This is a genomic window from Actinocrinis sp., assembly GCF_035938995.1.
Classification (GTDB): Bacteria; Actinomycetota; Actinomycetes; order Streptomycetales; family Catenulisporaceae; genus DASZGI01.
In genome coordinates, this window is record NZ_DASZGI010000266.1 from 16,639 (window position 1) to 31,066 (window position 14,428).

Annotated in this window: 14 protein-coding genes; 10 read left to right on the forward strand and 4 right to left on the reverse strand. The window is 68.9% G+C overall.

Translation table 11 applies throughout. From position 1 onward, the window contains the following. Positions 1-48: 48 nt before the first annotated feature. The 5 genes from VGZ32_RS18550 to VGZ32_RS18570 all read left to right on the forward strand — a co-directional run bounded on the left by VGZ32_RS18550 (position 49) and on the right by VGZ32_RS18570 (position 4,011). Positions 49-489 (forward strand): nitroreductase family deazaflavin-dependent oxidoreductase, encoded by a 441-nt coding sequence (locus VGZ32_RS18550; RefSeq protein ID WP_326887335.1) that lies wholly within the window; start codon positions 49-51, stop codon positions 487-489. 254 nt (positions 490-743) lie between these two features. Continuing rightward, on the forward strand, positions 744-938 hold the full coding sequence (locus VGZ32_RS18555) for a hypothetical protein (protein WP_326887336.1): 195 nt from the start codon (positions 744-746) through the stop codon (positions 936-938). 73 nt (positions 939-1,011) lie between these two features. Continuing rightward, positions 1,012-1,743: a peptidylprolyl isomerase gene (locus tag VGZ32_RS18560; RefSeq protein ID WP_326887338.1), complete on the forward strand. Its 732-nt coding sequence runs from the start codon at positions 1,012-1,014 to the stop codon at positions 1,741-1,743. 480 nt (positions 1,744-2,223) lie between these two features. Then, positions 2,224-3,018, forward strand: coding sequence for a 23S ribosomal RNA methyltransferase Erm (gene erm, locus VGZ32_RS18565; RefSeq protein WP_326887339.1), 795 nt, complete (start codon positions 2,224-2,226; stop codon positions 3,016-3,018). Between the two features lie 135 nt (positions 3,019-3,153). Next, positions 3,154-4,011, forward strand: a complete 858-nt coding sequence (locus VGZ32_RS18570; protein ID WP_326887340.1) for a PaaX family transcriptional regulator C-terminal domain-containing protein — start codon at positions 3,154-3,156, stop codon at positions 4,009-4,011. 218 nt (positions 4,012-4,229) lie between these two features. On the opposite strand, the gene VGZ32_RS18575 is transcribed toward VGZ32_RS18570, so the two are convergent. Continuing rightward, the gene (locus tag VGZ32_RS18575) at positions 4,230-4,802 is read right to left on the reverse strand and encodes an AMP-binding enzyme (protein WP_414642561.1); all 573 of its coding nucleotides are present in this window, start codon (positions 4,800-4,802) and stop codon (positions 4,230-4,232) included. A gap of 46 nt (positions 4,803-4,848) precedes the next feature. Next, positions 4,849-5,511, reverse strand: a complete 663-nt coding sequence (locus VGZ32_RS18580) for a hypothetical protein (RefSeq protein WP_326887342.1) — start codon at positions 5,509-5,511, stop codon at positions 4,849-4,851. A 430-nt stretch (positions 5,512-5,941) separates the two neighbouring features. Here VGZ32_RS18580 and VGZ32_RS18585 point away from each other — a divergent pair, with 430 nt between their 5' ends. The 3 genes from VGZ32_RS18585 to VGZ32_RS18595 all read left to right on the forward strand — a co-directional run bounded on the left by VGZ32_RS18585 (position 5,942) and on the right by VGZ32_RS18595 (position 8,610). Next, positions 5,942-6,646: a hypothetical protein gene (locus VGZ32_RS18585; RefSeq protein WP_326887343.1), complete on the forward strand. Its 705-nt coding sequence runs from the start codon at positions 5,942-5,944 to the stop codon at positions 6,644-6,646. A gap of 248 nt (positions 6,647-6,894) precedes the next feature. Beyond that, positions 6,895-7,911, forward strand: a complete 1,017-nt coding sequence (locus VGZ32_RS18590) for a sigma-70 family RNA polymerase sigma factor (RefSeq protein WP_326887344.1) — start codon at positions 6,895-6,897, stop codon at positions 7,909-7,911. A 120-nt stretch (positions 7,912-8,031) separates the two neighbouring features. Continuing rightward, complete coding sequence (locus VGZ32_RS18595; RefSeq protein ID WP_326887345.1) at positions 8,032-8,610, forward strand: dihydrofolate reductase family protein; 579 nt, start codon at positions 8,032-8,034, stop codon at positions 8,608-8,610. 239 nt (positions 8,611-8,849) lie between these two features. Here the strand turns inward: VGZ32_RS18595 and VGZ32_RS18600 are convergent, their stop codons facing one another. Further along, complete coding sequence (locus VGZ32_RS18600) at positions 8,850-9,302, reverse strand: hypothetical protein (protein ID WP_326887346.1); 453 nt, start codon at positions 9,300-9,302, stop codon at positions 8,850-8,852. 144 nt (positions 9,303-9,446) lie between these two features. On the opposite strand from VGZ32_RS18600, the gene VGZ32_RS18605 reads away from it, so the two are divergent. Further along, entirely contained in the window at positions 9,447-12,275 is a 2,829-nt protein-coding gene (locus tag VGZ32_RS18605; protein ID WP_326887347.1) for an AfsR/SARP family transcriptional regulator, read from the forward strand. A gap of 124 nt (positions 12,276-12,399) precedes the next feature. On the opposite strand, the gene VGZ32_RS18610 is transcribed toward VGZ32_RS18605, so the two are convergent. Beyond that, positions 12,400-12,882, reverse strand: coding sequence for a hypothetical protein (locus tag VGZ32_RS18610; protein WP_326887348.1), 483 nt, complete (start codon positions 12,880-12,882; stop codon positions 12,400-12,402). A 497-nt stretch (positions 12,883-13,379) separates the two neighbouring features. Between VGZ32_RS18610 and VGZ32_RS18615 the strand changes: the two genes are divergently transcribed. Further along, a partial coding sequence (locus VGZ32_RS18615; protein WP_326887349.1) for an MBL fold metallo-hydrolase occupies positions 13,380-14,428 on the forward strand: 1,049 nt, incomplete at its 3' end.

Below are 14,428 nucleotides of genomic sequence, written 5' to 3' on the forward strand. Positions count from 1 at the left end.
CGGCAGGACGCGGCACTCGAGTCAATCGTCGGATTGGATGGTGGACAGATGCCTCTCACCGGGCAGTACGAGCCGAGCGCCTTCGACTTCAGCCGCGATCAGGTCGACCTCTACGAGCGCTCCGGCGGCACCGAGGGCGCCGACAACCAGGGCAAGCCCGTGATCGTGCTCACCTCGGTGGGCGCCAAGACGGGCAAGCTGCGCAAGACCCCGCTGATGCGCATCGAGCACGACGGCCAGTACGCGGTCGTCGCGTCGATGGGCGGCGCACCCACGCACCCGGTCTGGTACCACAACCTGACCGCGAACCCGCACGTCGAACTCCAGGACGGCCCGACCAAGAAGGACTACCAGGCCAGGGAGGTCCACGGCGAGGAGTACGCCGCCTGGTGGGAGCGGGCCATCGCGGTCTGGCCGGACTACGCCCAGTACCAGACCAAGACCACCAGGACGATGCCCATCTTCGTCCTGACCCCCGTCGAGGCATGACAACCGGCGTCCGCCGCTGACCATGCCTGTCAACATCACGGCCCCAGCGGCGGACGAGGCGGACCACCGGCCGGGGATGAGCGCGCCTCAGTAATCGCCGCCGGGCCGCGGACAATGCGCTAAGCCGCGAACCGCGCCGCACCCCACCCGTCGGGCGACGATGCGTTTGGCGCCAGATTGTCGGGCGGGGTGCGAGATGCGGTCGCCGACGGAGTCTGCGCCGGACGGCGATCCGGCTCGCTCGGCACGTCTGCGTGCACGTCATCTCCACCACCGCACCACAGTCCGCTCCGCGATCGCTCCCGCGCATCCCGCGCCGCAACGGCCCGGTCACCATGCCCCCGCGCCGTCAGCGGCTCGGCCGCCTGCTCGGCACGGTCGGCATCGGCCTGCCGACCTCGGAAGCTCAACTCATTAATGCAATGGTCAAGCTCGATGAGCGGGCATAGTCCGCAATCGTGGTGGGTAGGGCACGGCTCGGGCTTCAACCCACGTCGCCCGCACTGAACGGGAGGAATCGCCATGCGCAGAAACTGGCTAGTCGCCACCGCGGTCGCCGTCGCCATCGGCTTCGGGCTCGCGGGCGGCACCGAAGCGGCGAACGCCTCGTCCGGCACGAGCTCGACGCCCTCGGGCACGCTGATCCCGCTGACCGTCGGCCACCGCGCGAACCTCAGCGTCGCCAGGGCGAACACCGCCACGACGTGCAGCTACACCAATGTGATTCCCACTGACCGGTACAAGGGGCTACCGCCGTCCACGCCCGACAGCTCGCCCTTCACGGCTCTGATGATCACCACGCAGGGCGTGATCGGTTTCCAGGCCGAGACCACGGCCGCGCCATGTACCACCAACTCGTTCCGCTTCCTGGCCGATCACGGCTACTACGACCTGACGCACTGTCACCGGCTAACCCTGCAGGGCATCTATGTGCTGCAGTGCGGCGACCCGACCGGCACCGGCTCCGGCGGTCCCGGCTACCAGTTCAACGACGAGAACCTCAGCGGCGCGACCTACCCCGCCGGCACCGTCGCGATGGCCAACGCGGGCCCGAACACCAACGGCAGTCAGTACTTCATCTGCTGGAAGGCCTCGCCGCTGCCGCCGCTGTACACACCCTTCGGCAAGGTCACCTCGGGCATGGATGTGCTGCAGAAGATCGCGACAGCGGGCGACGACCAGCAGAACGGCCCCGGTGACGGCTACCCGAACCTGTACGTCGGCATCGTGCACATGGCCGTCCTCGGACGCTGATCCACCCACGGCTCACGGCGGCAACGAGGCTAGGAAGCGCTCACCGTGACGTGGACGGCTCACAGCCCGGCTGGGTCGGTCATGAAGGCGTACTCGGTGCCGGGCACCGTCTTGATCACAAGGGCGCGGCCGAGCCTGTCGCCCAACCCCGATTAGCCAACCCCCGGTTGGCCGCCATACCGGCCCGCGATCCAGAGCCACGCCGCGCGGCCAATCATCCGCATATTCCGCTCGTGATCACGCATCACGCACCCGCCATACATCCGAAAATCCCCGTGAGCAGCGGGCCTCTGCCCTGCTATCCTCCGCTCCCATGTACGGCTCCATGTGTGCTTTCGGCGCGCACTTCATCCGGATCCGCCTCGCCTAGCGGCGGGCCGATCCGATCTCTGATCTTCAACGCCCCGCCGCATCCGGGTCATTCGCCGGTGCGGCACTGCATGCTGCCCGGCTCCGATCACGATCAGCCGCGGAGCACCCATGGACAGGTACAAGCGCCACGAACTCGGCCAGAACTTCCTCGCCGACGCACGCCTCATCGCCGAAGTCCAACGCCTCGTCAGGACCGAGACCTCCGGCCCCGTCATCGAGCTCGGCGCCGGTGACGGCGCGTTGACCAGGCCGCTGGCCCGCCTCGATCGGCCCCTTACCGCGCTGGAGATCGACCCCCGCCGCGCCCGCCGTCTCGCCTTGAACGTGCGCCCCGACAGGGCAGCCGATACCGAGGCCAAGGTCGAGATCGTCTGCGCCGATTTCCTGCGCTACCGATTCCCCGACACCCCGCACACCATCGTCGGGAACATCCCGTTCCACCTCACTACCGCCGTCATCAGGAGGCTGCTGGCCGGACACGCTTGGACGTCCGCCGTGCTGATCGTGCAGTGGGAAGTCGCCCGCCGCCGGGCCGGTGTGGGCGGGGCAAGCATGCTCACCGCGACCTGGTGGCCCTGGTACGAGTTCCGGCTCGTGCGCCGCATCCCCGCGGCCTCGTTCCAGCCGGTGCCGTCCGTCGACGCGGGCCTGATCACCATGCGCCGCCGACCCTTCCCGCTCGTCACCGAACAGCGCGCATATCAGGCCTTCGTCAGACAGGTTTTCCAGTCACCCGGCAGGGGCCTGGCGGAGATGATCCTGCGTACCGGCCGGGTGCGCCGCGCCGACCTGCACGCCTGGCTGCGTCGAAACCACGTCCCGAGCCGCGCCCTGCCCAAAGACCTCACCGCCGAGCAGTGGGCCGAACTCTGGACGCTCGTCCGACCCGCGCCTATGCCCTAGGACTCCTCAGGCGGCCTTCCGGCCAGAAGGCCATCCAGACGTTCGCTGTTAACCAAACCTTGGCGCTACGCACTCTTCTCGTAGAATGACGTGAACCGGCTGCGACGGAAGCCCTGAGGGAGCGGTGCACGGATCATGCGTGAGGACGACGAGACGGAGGCGGTTCCGTCGCTCACGCGGCGCCAGCAGACCGGAGCACGTAGCGCGAGGTCGCTGCTTCTGACGGTGCTCGGCGAGTATGTGCGGCCCTCTGGTGTTCCGGTGTGGACCTCGGCCCTGCTGCGGGTGGCGACGGGCCTGGGGATCGAGGAGAAGGCGGCGCGGCAGGCGCTGAACCGGATGGCGGCGGACGGCTGGATCGTCTCGGAGCGCGACGGGCGTCGCGTGCGGTGGGCACTGACGGCGCACGGAACAGTGCTGCTGACCGAAGGCGCCGAACGGATCTACTCCTTCGGACGGGATCGCGAGTCCTGGGACGGGCGCTGGCTGGTGCTGCTCGTGAGCGTCCCGGAGTCGCAGCGGGATCTGCGGCATCGGTTGCGCAACGGTCTGACGTGGGCGGGAATGGGCAGCCCGGCGCCTGGCATATGGGTGAGTCCGCACTCGGCGCGCGAGGCCGAGGCGAAGCAGATAGTCGAGGAGTTGGGGCTCGGTTCGGTCGCGGTCTCGTTCTGCGGGCCGTTCGCGGGCGTCGGCTCCGAGCATTCGATGGTGGAACAGGCCTGGCACCTCGGCGAACTCGCGGAAGCGTACGAGGACTTCCTCAGCCAGTTCGCCGGACTGCGCCCGGAATCCCCGGACGAGGTCCTTTACGCGCAGATCCGGTTGGTGGACGCGTGGCGGCGTTTCCCTCGGCTGGATCCGCAACTGCCGACCGAGTTGCTGCCGCCGCACTGGATCGGTCTGCGGGCGGCGAACGTCTTCGACGACCTGCACCGGCAGTGGAACACCAAGGCCCAGGCGCGGTGGGCGCAGTTGGCCGCCGAGGAGTAGCCGCACCCGATTCGCGTCGTCTCCCGTCTTCGAGGAGTCCCGTTCGTCAGTCGATGCTGCGAAGTTCGCGCGATGACGCTTGGCCAGGGCCTGGTACAGCTTGACGGCCTCGTCGATCCACGTCGCGAGGTCCGTGGGCGCTGGCTTGAGCCGGCCCGGCGCGCCGAGGGCGATGTGCCCGGCGGGGACGGCCGCGTCCAGGTCGCGTTCGATCACGCTCACACCGCACTTGCTTCATTCGGCGGACCGGACAGCAGACCGACAGCCGCGGCGCGCAACTCGACGCGTCGTACCTTGCCGGTCGCGGTGGTCGGCAGCGCGTCGAGGAACGCCACCCGGCGCGGGCGTTTGAATGACGGCAGCCCTTCCCGGCAGAACTCGATGATCTCCACCTCTAGCGCTACGGGGTCTGATTTAGCGGCCGAGGCGGCGAGCACCGCGTAGGCGACCGGTTTCTCCAGCCCGTCGGCGTCCAAGCACGCCACCACGGCGACCTGATCAACCGCCGGGTGCTCCAGGAGGCGGGTTTCGACCTCGGCAGGAGCCACCCACATGCCGCTGGCCTTGATCATGTCGGTCGTGCGGCCGAGGCAGGTGTAGTAGCCCTCTGCATCCTGGACGTACGTGTCGCCGGTGCACAGCCACTCGCCCTGGAACACCCGGCGCGAGGCGTCGTACCGCGACCAGTAGCCGGTGGCCGTCGAATCGCCGCGCACGTAGAGAGTCCCCGGTTCGCCCGCAGGCACTTCCGCGCCCTCGTCGTCCAGGATGCGCAGCTGGTATCCGGGCACTGCGACGCCGTGGTGCCGGGATGAACCTCGGCCCCGAGCATCTAGCTCAGCGAGCCGTTGCAACCTGCAGTTCCGGCTCGACCGCGGGCCGAGCCGAGGTCCGTCGAACAGCGACCAGCGCGGCAACGTATGCCAGGTCGACGACGAAACAGCCGACGTACAGGTAGTACATGAACCCGACGTGGTAGCGGGCATCGAGGCTGGTATCCGCAAGCATGGCCGCGGACGCGCACGCGGTGCCCAGCATCTTGCATACCGCGATGCCGAGCGACTGCCCGCGCATCGATCCCCGCGACAACAGCATCGCCAGGAACAGGCCGGACATCACCAGGTTGCTCCCGAACGCGGTGATGCTGCCCTTACCGGCGTCGAACTGCTCCGAGGCGAGATTCATCCCCGGATACGCCAGGCACAGCAACGCGACCAGTGCGCCGTAGAACCCCCATCGCGGCAGCACCTTGAACTCGGCCGGGCCGAAACGCACCACCGTGTAGCCGATCGCGCAGTCGAAGGCGAACCACACCACGTTGATCCAGTGCTGCAAGCCGGCCGCCGGCCGCACGAAGGCGAACATGAACTCCCAGCTGATGTTCGTCGCGAAGGCGGCGATCGGCATGCCGTACGTCCGCTCACGCACCCCGATCCGGATCAACAGGATGTACGCCGCGGTCCAGAACCCGCCGGTCCCCAGCAACAGCGCGGTCACCATCCGGCCCCTCCGACCCGCCAGCCATCACGGCCACGACACCGCTCGCCCGGCCGATCCCGGGCCGACGCCAAGGCTATCGCGGGAAGCCGACGCGGCCGAGCGGCGAAACGCCAGAGCCGATCACCTACTGGTCCGACCCAGCGCTGCTCAAAACGCAGGACCCGCCACACGACTGACCTGAGCCTCACCGTCAAGTGGCCCGTCCGTCCGATCGTTTGCCTCTACGGGCAGTGCGGTGGACCCGATCGACTGCACCGGTGGGCCTGCCGCGGCCGGGGGACGCGGCGGGAGCCTTGGCCGTGATCCCCCAGACCGATCAGGGCTGCTCGCTGTCTCGAAGGCCAAGGTCCCGAGCCGAAGGACACGGCGTCGAACACGGCACCGCCGCCCACCACACCACCAGCCACCGCACTAAGGAAATGGACTGACAATGGACGAGCTCGCGGACCTGTCCGGATCGGCATTGCAGAGCGACCAGGGCCTCGGCGATCCACTGAGCGGTGGCGACGGTCAGGGCCTCGGTGACCTGTTCAGCGACCCGCTGAGTGGTGGCGGCGACCCGGGCGCCGACGACCTTTTTGGCGACCCGCTGAGCGGTGGAGATGACCCGGGCATGGGTGGCTCCCTGGACCCGGCCGCGGGCGGCTTCGAGCAGGGCAACCCGGAATCCGCCGGCACTCAGCCCGGCCACGCGGGCGGCGGCCAGCAGCACGAGGCAGGCGGCGGGCAACAACACGCGGCGGGCGGCGCGCAACACCACGAAGCGGGCGGCGGCCAGCAGCACGAGGCAGGTGGCGGCCAGCACGCGGCAAGTGGTGGGCAACAACACTCGGCAGGCGGCCAGCCTCATGAGGGAGGCGGCGCGTCGATGGATGGCGGCTCCCCCGATGGCCTGCTGGACGACGGCGGACCAGGTATGGGTGGCCTGGACGGTGGTGACGACGGTGGCCTCTACGACCCGTCGATGGACCTCTCTGGCATGGGCGGCGACGGGTCCGACATGCCGGGCGACTTCGACCCGGGCATGGACCCATCCTCGGACCCCTCCGGGGGCGGCATGAGCGACGGCGGCTACGGCGGGGGCGACGACGGCTCCTACGACGCGCTTCCGGACCCCTCCGGCATGGACATGTAGCAACCGGCACGCCGCGTCGACTAAGGCAATGTCCCGACAACAGCTCGCCTGGTGAGGAAAGACGACCCGAAAAGCCTGGCAGGACCACATAGCGCCGGTCGAGGCTGCCCAAACCGTATCCGGCAGCCTCGACATCCGCAGCCGGGGAACCAGATGCCCGCATCCCGCCCAGTTCGCGCTGCGGCCGGTGTCTGTACGAGGGTGGAAGTCCGACAGGCAGCAAGCTGCGGGGAGAAGGTGTCGTGAGGGTGAGCGCCTCTAGTGCCGAGTTGATCTCGCGGGCGAGGGCCGGCGACGGCGACGCGTTCCGGGATCTGACCGAGCCGCACCGCCGGGAGTTGCAGGTGCACTGCTACCGGATGCTCGGGTCCTTACAGGATGCTGAGGACACGGTCCAGGACACGCTGCTGGCCGCCTGGCAGGGGTTGTCAGGGTACGCCGAACGAGCCTCGCTGCGCACCTGGCTGTACCGGATCGCCACGAACCGGTGTCTCAATGCACTGCGTTCGGCGGGTCGGCGGCCCGCGAAGGCGTGGAACGTGCCCGCGGTTGAGCCGCCGGAGCCGACCCGGATCGGCGAGGTCGTCTGGCTTGAGCCCTTCCCCGACACGCTGCTGGAGGGCTCGCTCGGTGCGCCACCCGGCCCGGAGGCCCGCTATGAGCAGAGCGAGGCCGTCAGCCTGGCCTTCGTGACCGCGCTGCAGACCCTGCCGTCCCGCCAGGTCGCCGTCCTCCTCCTGCGCGACGTCCTCGGATTTCGCGCGAGCGAGGTCGCCGACATGCTGGACGCGAGCGTCGAATCGGTCAACAGCGCCCTGAAACGGGCGCGCGTCGGCCTGGAGCGCCGACGCGGACCGGCCGGCGGCCGGGAACCCGCCCCCGCTCCCGGCTCGCGCGCCGAGGACGAAATCGTGGCGAAGTTCGTGCACGCGTGGGAGTCCGCCGATGTAGACGCGCTGGTGACCCTGCTGACCGACGACGTGTTCATGTCGATGCCGCCGATGCCATTCGAATACGTGGGCCACGACGTGGTCGCCCGCTTCAGCACCTACCTGTTCGACGCGGGCCGCCGGTTCGACCTAGTGCCGACCCGGGCCAACGGCCAGCCGGCCTTCGGCGCCTACCTGCGTTCCCCCGGCGGCGCGCGTCACGGGACCGGCCTGTACGTCCTCGCCCTGGCCGGAGACCGCATCTGCGCCCTGACCCGCTTCGACAACAGCGTACTGCCATGGTTCGGGCTCCCGCGCTCGCTGCCGGGCCGCTGACCCGATCCCCTATTTGACACCGGCCGGGCAGAGAATTGGGCGCTTCCCGGCCGCCCGGTCCAGCGGCGCCGCGGTGTCTGCACCGATGACGGTCAGAACACCGAGGAAAGGTGACCGACAATGGGAAAGATCGTGATCTCGACCAACATGTCGCTCGACGGCGTCGTCGAGGACCCGGACGGCAAGGAGGGAACCCGGCGCGGCGGCTGGTTCGGCCAGTCCCTGGGCGCGGACTACGACGCGTGGGCGAGGGTTTTCGCCGACGAGGCGCTGGGCGCCGAGGCCATCCTGCTGGGGCGGCGCAGCGACGAGTGGTTCGCCGAGCGGTGGCAGTCCCGCGACGGCGAGTGGGCGGACAAGCTGAACGCCATGCCCAAGTACGTGGTGTCCGACACTCTGGCCGAGCCCGTGTGGTCCAACGGGACGGTCCTCAAGGGCGACGTGGTGGGCGAAGTCTCAAGGCTGAAGAAGGAGATCGGCGGCGAGATCCTGGTGTACGCGAGCTACCGGCTCGTGCACACGCTGATCGAGCACGACCTCGTCGACGAGCTGCGGATGTTCATCCTTCCGGTTCTGGTCGGAGACGGCCGACGCCTGTTCGGCGAGACCGGCAGCCAGAAGCCGCTGCGGCTGATCCGCACGAGCACCGTCGGCAACGGTCTGACCTTCGTCAGCTACGAGGTCGTCCGAGACGCCTGACCCACGGCGCCGGTCGCGCAATCCCCAACCCTCGCCTCCGGTGCCACGTTCCAGCCGATCTCCGGCATTGCGCTGACCTTAGGCCTGATCAGAATGCTCATCCATCCCGAGACGGCCGACTGGTACCCCTCGTGGGCCGGAGACGTGTATACGCGGTTCGGGAGGCGCCACACCTGGGCGCCTCCCGGGCCGTCGGCTACGTGCTCGACACCTGGAGGCCTCAGCGAGCATCCGAGCGCCTAATCGGCATAAGCAGGCGCGGCACGCTTGCGCAGAAACCATGCGACCGCTGCGACGACGTCCCCTGGATCGTTCGCGGGCAGGACCATCACCGGGCACGACAGCTTCGCGACGTCGGACCGCACGGCGCCGTCGAACGGTATGTCGATCGCGACGACCGCGGTCACCCGTTGGGGATAGCGGTATGCAGCAGCCAAGGCGGCCAGGCCCATCTCGCCATACCCGACCAGCACACAGCGGCGTGGGCTGTCCGCGCGCCCCAGCAACTCGGCGACCCGATACGTAGCCTGACGGGGGCCACATGACGACTCCGGCCCGGCGTCGTGTAGCTGCCAGCCCATCGCAACGCACAGCTCGGCAAGCTCACCGCGCCGGGGACCGTCGTTCAGAAGTACGAGGGCTTTCGCCGCGGTCCGAACGTCGTCCCCGGCGGACGTGAGTTTGGTCGCCATGGGCTGCGACTCTTGCAGCGGCCGTTTGCACTCTGGTTGCCGTCCGGTTGCCCACGACCGCCGTAGGATCACCGTGCGTGCAAGGTCTGTCGCCTGGTGTCGGACACCGCGCTCATGATGGGAAGGCAGGCCGAAGGGGGGACCGTGGACGAGCGGGAGGGGCAGGGCGCGGTCGAGTTCCGCGTCCTCGGGGCGATCGAAGTCATCGTGAACGGGCGCACGGTGCACCTGGGACCGCCGAAGCGGCGGCTGCTCCTGGCGCTGCTCGCGCTGGAATGTCAGCACGCTGTATCGGTTGACCGTCTCGTCGACCTGATGTGGGACGACCCGCCGCAAGCGGCCCGGCGGGTCGTGTTCGCGCACATCGCCAGGCTGCGCGCGGCATTGGCGGGCGCCGCCGCGTGCGGAGTGGAGCTGCTGAGCACCCCGTCGGGATACGTCCTGCGGGTGGATTCCGCCCAGGTGGACGCGCACCGATTCCAGCGCCAAGTCGCCGCCGCCACGGGCGTTGCCGACCCGTTGGCGCGAGCGCGGCTGTTGGGCGAGGCGCTGGAGCTTTGGCAGGGATCTGCCCTGGAGGATCCAGCCACGGGACCTGGTGCGCGGAACCTTGCGCGGGGTCTGGAGAACCTTCGGCTCAGCGCCATGGAACAGCGCATCGCAGCGGAGCTGGCCGCCGGGCGACACCCAGCCGTGGTCGCCGAGCTGACGCAGTTGGTCGCGCAGCACCCGGTGCGGGAGCAACTGGTCGGGCAGCTGATGCTCGCGCTGTACCGGTGTGGCGATATCAGTGCGGCATTGCAGGTCTACCGGCGTGCCCGGGCCGATCTCGCCACGCAACTGGGTGTCGATCCCGGTAGCGAGCTGACCGCTCTGCACTCGTCCCTGCTGCGTCGGGATCCCTCGCTGGCCGCGCCGCCGCCCGCCGCCATCGCGCAGCAAGAGTCGAGCGCACCGGATCCGGCGCCGCGACAGCTTCCCGCGTCCATCCGGCATTTCACCGGCCGCGCCGATCAGCTCAAGCTGCTGCACGACCTGCTGGGCAATGGGGACGCGGGCGGCAGCGTACTCGCAGCGGTGGTGATCAGCGGCACGGCCGGTGTCGGCAAGACGGCGCTGGCGGTGCATTTCTCGCATCAGGCGGCTCACCGATTCCCCGACGGCCAGCTCTATGTGAATCTGCGCGGCTTCGATCCCGCCGCTCGCCCGCTGCATCCAGCGGCCGCTGCGCGCCTGTTCCTGGACGCGCTCGGCGTTCCGCCCGCGCGCATCCCGGCAGACTCAGACGCCTGCCTTGCCATGTACCGCAGCCGCCTGGCCGATACCCGTACTCTGATCGTGCTCGACAACGCCCGCGATGCCGAACAGGTCAGGCCCCTGCTGCTTGGCGCGCCGCGTTGCCTGGTCCTGGTCACCAGCCGCGACCGGCTGAGCGGCCTCGTGGCCCTCGACGGCGCACTCCCACTCGCCCTCGACCTGCTCACGCTCGACGAGGCGCGCGAACTGCTGGCAGCGCGGCTGGGCGCCGAACGCCTCGCCCCCGAGCGGCAAGCGGCCGAAGAACTCATCGAGTTGTGCGCCCGCCTGCCGCTCGCGCTGAACCTCGCCCTCGCACGCGCCGTCGCCAGCGCCGGCACCCCACTCAGCACCCTGACAGAGCAGCTGCGCGACACCCGCCGTCGTCTGGACCTTCTCTCAGCCGGGGAGGCCGCCGCGGACGTGCGTGCCGTGCTGTCCTGGTCCTACTACGCCGTGGACGCCTCGACCGCCCGCGCCTTTCGTTTCCTGGGCCTGCATCCCGGCCCTGATATCACCGCCGCGGCGGCCGCAAGTCTCGCGGGACTCCCGCACGAACAGACACGCGCCGCTTTGGAGCAGCTCAGTCGCGCCCACCTGCTGATCGAATCCGCTCCCGGCCGTTACGTCTTTCACGACTTGCTGCGCGCCTACGCCCGTGAGCGCGTCCTGAGCGACGACACCGACGATGACCGGCAAGCAGCCAGACATCGAATGTTCGACTACTACCTGCACACCGCCCACGCCGCCTCGATACTGCTCAACCCACACCGGCAGCCGATCACGCTGTCCAAACCGTGCATCGGAGCCTTACCCGACCACCCCGCAGACCACGACGAAGCGTTGAACTGGTTCACCGACGAGCAATCCGTGCTCGTCGCGATCACGCAGTGCGCCGCGGAGACCGGGTTCCCGGACCACTCCTGGCAGCTGGCCTGGACGTGCACGACCTTCTTCGAACGACGCGGCCGCTGGCAGGACCTGGCCACCGTGCAGAACGTCGCCCTCGACGCCGCGCGGCGAGTCGGCAATCAGGACGGCCGCGCCAACGCGCACTACGGCCTCGCCCGCGCGTACAGTCGACTGGGCCGCCTCGACGAGGCCCACACGAACTTCCTGGGCGCCATCGAGCTGTTCCGCGACCTCGGCGACCGAATCCGGCAGGCGCGCACCCACCTGGGTCTGGCGTGGATCCGCGACCTGCAAGGCTGCGCCGACGACTCGCTCGACCACGCCAGACAGGCCTACGAACTCGCCCGCACCACCGAGAACCAGGCCATCCAGGCCAATGCCCTCAACGCCATGGGCTGGTACCACGCCCAGCTCGGCGACGGCCGCCAGGCGCTCCTGCACTGCCGGCAAGCCCTCACGCTCCAGCAACAGCTCGGCGACCGCAACGGCCAGGCCACCACCTGGGACAGCCTGGGTTACGCATGCCATCTCGTCGGCCAGTACGAGGAGGCACTCGTCTGCTACCGAAACGCCCTCGACCTCTACAGCGGCCTCGGCGACCGTTACAACGAAGCGGACACCTTGACTCATCTGGCAGAAACCCACCAAGCCGTCGGCAACACGGCCGCCGCGCAGGATGCATGGCACAACGCGCTCAGCATCCTCGACGTCCTTCAACATCCGCATGCAGATCGCGTCCGAGCCCGACTGGTCCGCACAGCGTGAGTCGGGCCAAGGACAGGCGGTTTCCAACCGCCCGGACAGCACAGTTGGCGACCCCACTTGCCGGGCCACCATGACCAGCGTCTGGACCGATTCGGCCCAGACGCTGGATCAGGCGGACCACCAGTCAGCCGACCTGGCGATACACCCACCACGGTCCGGCCTGGCTGCAGCGCTGAAGCTCCAGCGTCGGCTCGCCGGCTCCATTGACCGCGCCGATGCCCACGCATAGTCCGGTAGCACGGTTGACGATATGCACCCGGCCGGTCCACGGCCCGGGAGCCGCGACATTTCCCCACTCCGAATAGCCGTTGTACCCACACGCCCCCTGAACGACGGGGTCGCCGATCCGTGCCGCGCCACCGGTCACCATGCACAGACCGGACTCGGCGTTGACGCTCCAACTCCACGGGTTGGCTACTACGTTCGTGACCCATACCTGGGAGGCGCGGCCCGCCCAGGACGTCGTGGCCAGGGTCTGCCACACAGTCGTGCCAAGCGAATCCACGGCGAGCCCGGTGGAATCCCATTCGATCTCGTAACTCGGACCAGAGGCCGCCCTGGCGGCTGTCGGCGGCCCGGCAACCAGGCCGACGACGGCCGCAAGCATGACCAGTAACGGTCCGACGCGTGTGCGCACTATGTTCCCCTCGTAGGTGACACGACCATCTCCGTCGCCACGGCCCGTACGTCGCGCCAGGCGAACGTGAGATTTGGCCGCCATAGACCGCGACTCTCGCAGTGGCCGTTTGCTCTTTGGTTGCCGTCCGGTTGCCCAGAACAGCCGCAGGATCGCTTCGCGGCGCAGACTCCGTCGTCCCGGGTAGGGCAATGCGTCGACTGAAGAAGGTGGAGTCGGCGGCGCGGTCGTCTACGCCGCTTTAGCGTGTACATGTACAGCGGTCTTCGTTCTGTCTGGCCGTCCGGGTGACGATTCGGCCGCGGAGATCGCTTCGCACGATGGTCGCGCAACGACCGGGCGATCGCATCGCGAATTTACTTGCTTGCGCACCTAAATAATTCTACGCTGGTGCCGTTCGCATGCGCGGCCAGGTGCTAGAAGGCCTGGCAGCACATCAGCCCGTCATCACACGAAAGGCAACGCGAATGACTCCACCCTCCCCAGAGCCAGGGCTCGACTACGTCCGGCGGCCGCTGACCCGCCGCACCCTGATGGCTTCAGCGGGCCTCGCGGCGGCGGCCGTCCCCGCGGCGGCGCTGCTCGGCCAGCCGACCGCGGCAGCAGCGGCAGTTACCGGCCCGACCCCGACGACCGCGCCGGTCCCGCCGCCGGCGAAGGGCCCGGCCATCCCCGCGCCCGGCTACCTCATCGAGGAGATCGCCGAGCGGACCTACTGGCTGACCGACGGCCTCTATCAGATGATCTTCCTCGCCACCGCCGAGGGGGTCGTCGTCGTGGACGCGCCGCCCACGATCGGGAACAACATTCTGCGCGCGATCGCGAGCGTGACCAAGGCCCCGGTCACCCACGCCGTCTACAGCCACCATCACGCCGACCACACCGGCGCCATGACCCTCTACGACGGTGCCCGCTTCTACGCCCAGCGCGAGGTCAGTGGCCTGCTACGGCAGGCGCGTGATCCCAACCGGCCGCTGCCGGACGTCACCTTCGACGACCGGCTGACCATCACGGCGGGCGAAGACCGCATCGAGCTTGCCTACCACGGCCCCAACCACTCCCCCGGCAACATCTTCACCTACCTGCCCGACCAGCGGGTTCTCATGCTCGTCGATGTCGTCTTCCCCGGCTGGGTACCGTTCGCCTACCTCGCCGAGTCGCAGAACATCCCCGGCTGGCTCAATGCGCCAGACCAGGCACTCAGCTACCCTTTCGAAACGTTCGTCGGCGGCCACCTCACCCGCCTCGGCACCCGCGACGACGTCACCATCCAGCAGCAGTACGTCGCCGAATTGAAGGCCGCGGCGGCGAACGCGATCGACACCTTCAACCCCGCCACCATCTACGGGTCCGTCGACGCCACCAACCCGTGGGCCGTCTTCCGCGCCTACCTCGACGGCGTCGCCACCCAGGCCGCCGACGCGGTCGTCCCCCACTGGATCGACAAGCTCGGCGGCGCCGACGTCTACACCCAGTCCAACGCCTACCAACTCGTCGAATCACTGCGCATCGACTA

Bases quoted from the DNA above. Each gene is read 5' to 3' on its own strand.
- VGZ32_RS18550 (WP_326887335.1), top strand. From the start codon at position 49: ATGCCTCTCACCGGGCAGTACGAGCCGAGCGCCTTCGACTTCAGCCGC.
- VGZ32_RS18560 (WP_326887338.1), top strand. From the start codon at position 1,012: ATGCGCAGAAACTGGCTAGTCGCCACCGCGGTCGCCGTCGCCATCGGC.
- erm (WP_326887339.1), top strand. From the start codon at position 2,224: ATGGACAGGTACAAGCGCCACGAACTCGGCCAGAACTTCCTCGCCGAC.
- VGZ32_RS18570 (WP_326887340.1), top strand. From the start codon at position 3,154: ATGCGTGAGGACGACGAGACGGAGGCGGTTCCGTCGCTCACGCGGCGC.
- VGZ32_RS18580 (WP_326887342.1), bottom strand. From the start codon at position 5,511: ATGGTGACCGCGCTGTTGCTGGGGACCGGCGGGTTCTGGACCGCGGCG.
- VGZ32_RS18585 (WP_326887343.1), top strand. From the start codon at position 5,942: ATGGACGAGCTCGCGGACCTGTCCGGATCGGCATTGCAGAGCGACCAG.
- VGZ32_RS18595 (WP_326887345.1), top strand. From the start codon at position 8,032: ATGGGAAAGATCGTGATCTCGACCAACATGTCGCTCGACGGCGTCGTC.
- VGZ32_RS18600 (WP_326887346.1), bottom strand. From the start codon at position 9,302: ATGGCGACCAAACTCACGTCCGCCGGGGACGACGTTCGGACCGCGGCG.
- VGZ32_RS18610 (WP_326887348.1), bottom strand. From the start codon at position 12,882: ATGCTTGCGGCCGTCGTCGGCCTGGTTGCCGGGCCGCCGACAGCCGCC.